This window comes from Longimicrobium sp., assembly GCF_036554565.1.
Classification (GTDB): domain Bacteria; phylum Gemmatimonadota; class Gemmatimonadetes; order Longimicrobiales; family Longimicrobiaceae; genus Longimicrobium.
Window position 1 is genome coordinate 1 of the sequence record NZ_DATBNB010000005.1, and the last position, 6,830, is coordinate 6,830.

Sequence of the window (6,830 nt, forward strand, 5' to 3'; positions counted from 1 at the left end):
CCCGGGGGGGGGGGGGGGGGGGGGGGGGCGCGCAAGACTTTCGTCCGCGGAAAACATGCTGGTGCCGCATCCCTGCAGCCGATAGTAAGCCGTAACCGAGTTGGGCTCCAATCAGGCTTTTTCTTCTCGGCCTTCTTTCTCGGCACGAAGTCTCTCAATGGCGGCGCGGACCTCAGCCTCCCACAGGAAGGCTTCGTCCTTGGCGGGATCGTAGTGTGGGAGATCCGGGATCGGAACTCCCAACTCTTTTAGCAATCCCGTGGTCTTGGTGAGTTCGTAGCGGTGAACATACGGCTCGCCATCAGCCCAGGCTTGCTCGTAGGCAGCAAGGGCGTGGTGCTTCGCTTGCTCGAGGTCGCCGATGGCCTGCCAGAGCAGGGCGAGGTAACGATGCGCGGGCTGGCGCAATTGGGCGAGGCGCTCAGCTTCACTGCGGGCGTCGGCGCCCGTGAGTTGACGGAGGCGGAACTTGCTCACGGCGAGCCCGGTCTCGGAAACTTCATCCACGAGGCGGCGTTCGCGAGCCATAGTTAAGGCTTGGTTGAAGCTCGCAGTGGCTAGCATCCATTCGCCGTTCTCCAATCGCCAAGAACCGCGCAGCCGATGGAGGTTTCGGAGGTTGGTGCGATTGCCGTCTTTTTCCGCGAGGGTGGCGGCAGCAGTGAGGTGATCCTCTTGCAACGTGCCCCGCCAGAATTGGAAACTCGCAAATACAGACTCCGCGTCGCCTTGCCGATACCCTGCCCGGGACCATCTGCGACCCATGCCGTCCAGATGACGCCAAGTTGCCTCCGCCTCGTGCCACTGACCGGCTAGGGATTGGTCGGTAAACAGGCTAATCCAAGCCATGAAGACTCGCTCGTCATTCGCCCCGACCGTGGCAAGATCAAGGGCAAGGCGATCTACGCGTAGAGCTTTGGCCAACATGCCCCGATCAGCAAAGTTAGCGGCGATGTTGAGGAGGCGAATGATTAGTTCATGCCAGTTTTCTGTCTCCAAGTCTACACGAAGTGCGGCTCCCAAGGCACCTGTGCCCGTCTGGATTTCGCCGCAGTGGTACAAAGCAATGGCGGCGGAATTCGCAAGGTAAGATGCATCCCAAGCATCCACGTCCTTTGGAAGCTGGTCCCAGGCTGCTGGGAAAAAGTGGCGCAGTAGCGAGAGCGCTTCCACATGGGCTTCGAGATTGATAAGGAGCGCGTTCGCGAGATCACCCCGATAGGCGTCCGCCGCCTGCTGATAGCGGCCGAGCTTCAGCATGGTGCGAACGACATTCAGGCCGTTCTCCACATCCTCCATCGTCTTTGCCTGCTCATAGGGATTGTGCGGCTGGGAGAAGTAATAGTCCACCACGCGCTGGCCGTAGCCTTCCTTCTCTTCAGTCTTCATGCCTCCGGCGGCGACACCGCGGACGACCGGATGCAAATCATACCGCCTCATGCCGTGATCGTATTGCAACAAGCCGCGATGTTCAAGATCCTGAATGGTCTCACCCAGCTTCTTGGGCGCTTCGCGCACGGTCTCAGAGTCGCGCCACGCCTTCATCGCGTGCTCGTAGGCTTCCCGTTCGGCTAGGGCGACTTCGAATTGCTGGCGCAGCGCGGCTTTATCCTCATCGGTCCACCTGTGCCAAAACCAGTGTTGCTCCGGCGGGTCCGGCTTCTTCACTTCTTCCGGCTCCAACGGGAGGTGCGGATTAAAGGCGGCGACCGTATCGTAGTCGACGGCGTTGCTCAGCAGCGCGAGGGTGGAGAGAAGCTGGCGGCTGGCAGGCCCGAGCGCCTCCATCGCGGCGCGCAGGATGTGGTTACGGCTCTGGATGAGGTCCAGACTGGCAAGGTTCAGCTTCGCTCCGTATTCCGGGTCGGCGGCCCAAGTGTCGAAGTTGCCCCTGTGCGGCCCGGGCGAATTGATGAGACCGGCGAGGGCACCAATGACAAGCGGGTGGTTTCCGCAGTAATTCGTGAGGTAGTAACGGATGTCCACGGAGGCGCCCTGGATGCCGCAGGAGCGCAGCAACTCCTCGGCATCCGCCTCGTCCAACCCGGGCAAAAACAACGGCTTCACACCTGGGAGCGGAATTCCCGCTTGATTCAGCAACGCACGCGGGGTGAGTCTTGAACTGATAAGGATCTTCGACGGCGCGGCGGCGGCGAGCGCGCGGAGAAGGTCGGTGTCCTCGTCGCGGATCGCATCGGAGGGATTGCGGTCCAGGACCTTGTCGGTGGGCCGGTTCACCTCCTCGTCAGGCACCTCGGCGGCATCGATGCGATGGTAGGCCACGAGCACGCGCTCCAAGCCATCCAGAATGAGCAGCCAGGGTCTACGGCGGAGCAGGGTGAGGAGCTCGACGCGCATCTCGGCCGTGGTCTTTGTCGCGAATGCCTCCAGAGGCTGCTGCGTCATGTAAGCGAGCGCGTGCTGGCAGAAGGCGCGCATAACGGCGCCTCTCTCATAGAAGGAATACCAGAAGCGCCCGGCCCAATCGGGGCGGTCGGCCGTCGCGTGCTTCGTCGTCCACTCCCATGTCAACATGCTCTTGCCATTGCCGCCAATGGCTTCAAAGAGCAAGACACTGGAGGGATTGGAGGGCTGCGCCCACTCACTCAGCGTCTTGAGCTGCGCCTTGCGTCCGATGAAGGTGTGGCGGCCAATGTAATCCGGTGCGGCGTAGAACGCGGGAGGAGTGGGGATCGGCCCAGACGTGGTGTCGGCCTCGGTATCCGGCTCAATGCCCACTTTCGGAGACTCGAGATGTTTGCTCAACTCGGCGAGCGCGGAACCTAGCTTCTCTTTGAATTCTTGAAGGCTGTTGAAAGTCGCGTAAACCCGGTTCACTTTCGATCCGGGTGCGTGCTGCTTTGCCCGCTCACGGAAAGCGTTTAGCTTCTGCTTCTTCTCCACATCGTTTTCAAAGTCTGCCTGTTTCCCCTGATGGTCTTCGCCCATGATGAAGAGAAGGATCGGACGACCGAGATCCTGCGCTTCGTTGAATTCCAGTTCTGTGATCGAGAGCTTGCCAGGGTTGCGCTTCGGACATTCGGGGGTCTGGCCATACTTGAGGCTGATGATACCAATGTAAGCGGCACTGTCCCGCACCATTTGCAAAGAAGAGTCGATCACGTCCACAAGCCTAGCCGAGTCGTTTTCCATGACGTTGGCGTGGAGCCTGTGCTGGTGGATCGCATCAATGAGCGCCGCGCGATGCTCCAGCAAATCAGTGAAGGTGCTGGACACCATTACCTGTGTAACGGGACGCGGCTCGTGCTGCATGGATTTTCGCATGGCCCCCAGAAACGAACGATTTGTAAACACTCTCAATGGTAAAACGAGATCAAGGCTGGGGGGTGCAGGGCCGCCGCGCAAGCATTCAGGCGCTCCGCAAAGTCAAGCCAACCCCCGATCCCCTGCAGCGATGGATAGGCAGCCGCTACGCTTTCGCCTCCATCTCGTCCGCGAGCTTGATCAGAGCTCCGCCGCGCTCGCGAGCGAGCTTCGCTACTGCCCTCTCCCACCCTGCCGGAGGTGAGCGATACGACGAGGCGGACGAGCTGAGCCGAGCCTGCCGCAGCAGACCATGCGACACACCCAGTTCCTCGGCAAGGTCGGCCAGGGAAACGGTGCCGATCAGACGGTCGGTCGCTCTCTTGAACGGCTCGCTCACGTTTACGCACCTGTTGACACGCACAGTGCCGTTTACTATACTGTAAACGGCAGGACGCACGGAGAGGCTGGCCGCCTCCTCGGCCAGGAAGACACGGCCAGCCTCCACACAAACGACTCGCGAGCCGTCCGCCCCGAACAGTAGCCCTGCTCGGCGGCGCGGGTCAAGAGAAGGAGGTACAGCATGGAACAGCAGCACCTACCCTCGCCGATGCGGTTTCTGGAAATCCTGATAGACAGGTTCGGCGCGCTCGAAGCGGTCGCCAACTCGTCGATCAAGCTGGCCCGCTACGCACCGGAGGACGAACTGGCGATGGACCTGCTCGTGGCCGAGGCAGTGCTGGAGTTCGGCAGCAGCCTCCGAGAGGCGGCGGAGGGCGCGATGGAGTGGGCGAGGGCGCGGGGAGTGGCACCGCTTCCGTGAACACGGGCCGCGATTCCAACAAAGCAAGATTCACGTAGAGACGCGGAGAGACACGCCCCCCCTCCTGCGTCTCTGCGGCTCTGCACGAAACCCAGCAGTAAGGGCGCGCGTTCGCCGCGCGCGGCGCATCGTGCGCGTGGTCAGAACGGGGTACAATCCCCGTGTCGCTCCCGAAGTGGCGCCACCGGCACCTCCGTCCAGCCCCCGGCGACTGCGTTTGCCTGCGCCGCGCCCGCAGGAGAGGGTTGCGCCTGGCGGACGCGCAGCCGGGTGATCTGGTCGAAGCGGAGCCCGTGGAAGCTGGCCCGGCTTCCTTCCCGCGGCACCATCACTTCCAGGCATTCGCCCACTTTGCCGACGACGCCCTCGCGCCACCCCTCTCCGAGCATGGGGCTGATGACCTGCACACGGTTTCCGTATGCGATCGTGGGCGCCGCCCCCGCGGCGCGGCCCCGTGCCTCGCCGCACGAGTCGACGCCCACCAGCGCGGATCCGAGCAGGAGCAACGCGGAAATTCGCGAGATCATACCATAGCTCTTTTGCCGATCGTCGACGGTTTCGACGGGTGGCGCGCATCCGCGGGCTCAAACGGAGGCGGACCTGCCGCAGGCTGCTGCGCCACCCGGGTTCCAGCGGGATTCAGCCCGGCCGCGCGCACTCCGCGACGGGCACAGTGCAGCAGTAGCCAGTGAAACAGCAGTTGGTGCAATCGTGGCCGTCACCCCCACTGGTGAGGTAGAACTGGATCGCGAGGGCTTCGGCTTCCTGGTCCCCGAGCGCCGGCTCGCCAGCTACGAGAACCGTTACCGCCGCGACGGCTCCAAGGCCGGCGAGTAGCTTCCGGATGGATCGAACGAACATGGTCGCCTCCAGTTGATGAAGTGGGATGACGGTCCGCCTCCAAGCGTACACGCCCAAGAACCATTCAGGGTTTCGCCGCCGATCGCTGCAGGGACACCAGGCTGTCGAGTGATAATCGCGTCGCACCGGGTTTCCTCAGGTCGGCACTGCTCCAGACGATTGTCCCGTTGTTCACCAGATGAATGGCCGGGACCACCGAATTTCCAAATCGCCGCTCGAACGCGCGAGGCGAAACCGTCTGGTACGATGCCTGGACCCGGCGGCTGGCGAGGAATGCGCGGGGAACGGACTCGCTGCGGGCGCTGCCCACGTGCAGCACAAGCAGCGGAACATCACTCCCCCAGCGCGTTTGGACGCGCCGAAATTCGTAGTCCACCTCTTGGCACGTGAAGCAATCCTCCGTTCGGACCACCCACACGAGGTACGTCCCGGCCGCGTGCTCACTACGCGCTCCCGTCCATTCCTGCGGGGCCGCGGACCCGGCGCGCAGCGGAGCGGGCGGCGGTTCTGATCCCCCACACGCAGCCGAGGCTCCCCAGGAGAGCAACAGGGCGGTCAGCGCAAACGTGCGAGTGCCCACCGGTTTGGAACCTCCGAGCCAGGAGCAACGAAGAACAGGGTGGACGAAGCTGGTTCAGCGGTCAGCAGCCGCGGGGCGTTCCGCACCTCGAACAGCCGGCGTCCCGCCCTGTCCATCGCAAAGAGGTGATACGTTCGAGTGAGTGCCTGTTCCGCGGCGAGGCTCTGATACGGGATGAGCAGGCGGCCGTCCGAGAACCAGTGGAGGTCGGCCACATAGTCGAAAGAACTGAAGAAATTCGCCCGTTTTACGGGATCGGAGCCCCCCCGAGGGGTTTCTGCCGGCACCGGTCTGAAATCGCGGAACGGGATGGGCAGCTTGCCCCGGGGCCGGCCGTCGAGCGCGAAGAAGTACAGCGTGTCGCTCAGGGCGAAAACGGCGGCCACGGTGTCGCCGCGGATGGCGGCCTTGCTCCAGCCGGCCATGACGGCGGCAGTCTTGTTGGGAGCCGCCTCGAACGGATCGAAAAAGCTCCTGCGGACCCGGTTTTCGCGGATATCCCACATGTGCAGGCTTGGTCCTGTGCCCCCCCGGCCCTCCAGCCGAGCAGCGACCAGCAGCGTGGAGTCGTCTACCACCTCCATGTCCTGCACGTGAAGGAACGGGGTCCGGATCTGCTCCAGTGCCGCGGTGCCCGCCGAGTCGAAAAGGGTGAAGCTGCCACTCAGCTCCGCGGCGAGTACCTGCCCGTTCGGCAACCGCAGGACGGTGGCTACGGAGCGGAACTCGCCGGGGCCCGACCCCTTCTTTCCAATGTTCCACAGGAGGGCGCCTTCGCGGGTGTACCTGCGCAGCTGTCCCTCGCGCTCGTCGGCGACGAGAAAACCCCCCAGCGGATCGGGCGTAACGTCCGGCGTTACGTTGATCACTGCGGCATTTTCCTGCAGCTCGATCGTAGGCCCAAACGCAACGACTTGCTCCAGCGTCTCAGGAGGTTTGCCATCGGGACGGCCGCACCCCACCGCCAGAGCGATAAGGAACGCACCAAACACGCAGGCGTTCCGTGAACGGCGAAGCCCCGCAGAATCGTGAGCCCGCGGGCGAGGCTTGGGGGCGAAGGTGCTGGTTGCCACGACATCTCCTCGCACGGGGGGGAGCGCCGACAAAGGGAGCGGGGCAGTGACCCACCGTCCGCAACCGCTGCAAAACACATTCCAGGGCCGCACGTTACGCGCCCCTTATTTTCGGCTATGTCATTGGGGCGGCAGCCGGTTACGCCTCTCCTATCCGCGCACCGGCCCCTTACGGGCGGTGTTCCCGTGAATGATCTACTGATGACAAGAATAGAATCACGCGGAGGCG

General features: G+C 63.3%; 7 protein-coding genes. 2 read left to right on the top strand and 5 right to left on the bottom strand.

All coding sequences use genetic code 11. From position 1 onward, the window contains the following. Positions 1–111: 111 nt before the first annotated feature. Positions 112–3,273: a DUF4062 domain-containing protein gene (locus VIB55_RS00125; RefSeq protein WP_331874623.1), complete on the bottom strand. Its 3,162-nt coding sequence runs from the start codon at positions 3,271–3,273 to the stop codon at positions 112–114. A 157-nt stretch (positions 3,274–3,430) separates the two neighbouring features. Then, entirely contained in the window at positions 3,431–3,664 is a 234-nt protein-coding gene (locus VIB55_RS00130; RefSeq protein ID WP_331874624.1) for a hypothetical protein, read from the bottom strand. 183 nt (positions 3,665–3,847) lie between these two features. Here VIB55_RS00130 and VIB55_RS00135 point away from each other — a divergent pair, with 183 nt between their 5' ends. After that, positions 3,848–4,087, top strand: a complete 240-nt coding sequence (locus tag VIB55_RS00135; protein WP_331874625.1) for a hypothetical protein — start codon at positions 3,848–3,850, stop codon at positions 4,085–4,087. Positions 4,088–4,227: 140 nt separating this feature from the next. On the opposite strand, the gene VIB55_RS00140 is transcribed toward VIB55_RS00135, so the two are convergent. Next, positions 4,228–4,614, bottom strand: a complete 387-nt coding sequence (locus VIB55_RS00140) for a hypothetical protein (RefSeq protein WP_331874626.1) — start codon at positions 4,612–4,614, stop codon at positions 4,228–4,230. Positions 4,615–4,798: 184 nt separating this feature from the next. Between VIB55_RS00140 and VIB55_RS00145 the strand changes: the two genes are divergently transcribed. Next, positions 4,799–4,924 carry a hypothetical protein gene (locus tag VIB55_RS00145; protein ID WP_331874627.1) on the top strand — a complete coding sequence of 42 codons (126 nt, stop codon included), beginning with the start codon at positions 4,799–4,801 and terminating at the stop codon, positions 4,922–4,924. Positions 4,925–5,012: 88 nt separating this feature from the next. Here the strand turns inward: VIB55_RS00145 and VIB55_RS00150 are convergent, their stop codons facing one another. Next, a complete protein-coding gene (locus VIB55_RS00150) occupies positions 5,013–5,324 on the bottom strand; it encodes a hypothetical protein (RefSeq protein ID WP_331874628.1) in 312 nt (103 codons plus the stop codon). A 179-nt stretch (positions 5,325–5,503) separates the two neighbouring features. Further along, complete coding sequence (locus VIB55_RS00155) at positions 5,504–6,520, bottom strand: hypothetical protein (RefSeq protein ID WP_331874629.1); 1,017 nt, start codon at positions 6,518–6,520, stop codon at positions 5,504–5,506. Between the last annotated feature and the right edge of the window lie 310 nt (positions 6,521–6,830).

Bases quoted from the DNA above. Each gene is read 5' to 3' on its own strand.
- VIB55_RS00125 (WP_331874623.1), bottom strand. From the start codon at position 3,273: ATGCAGCACGAGCCGCGTCCCGTTACACAGGTAATGGTGTCCAGCACC.
- VIB55_RS00135 (WP_331874625.1), top strand. From the start codon at position 3,848: ATGGAACAGCAGCACCTACCCTCGCCGATGCGGTTTCTGGAAATCCTG.
- VIB55_RS00140 (WP_331874626.1), bottom strand. From the start codon at position 4,614: ATGATCTCGCGAATTTCCGCGTTGCTCCTGCTCGGATCCGCGCTGGTG.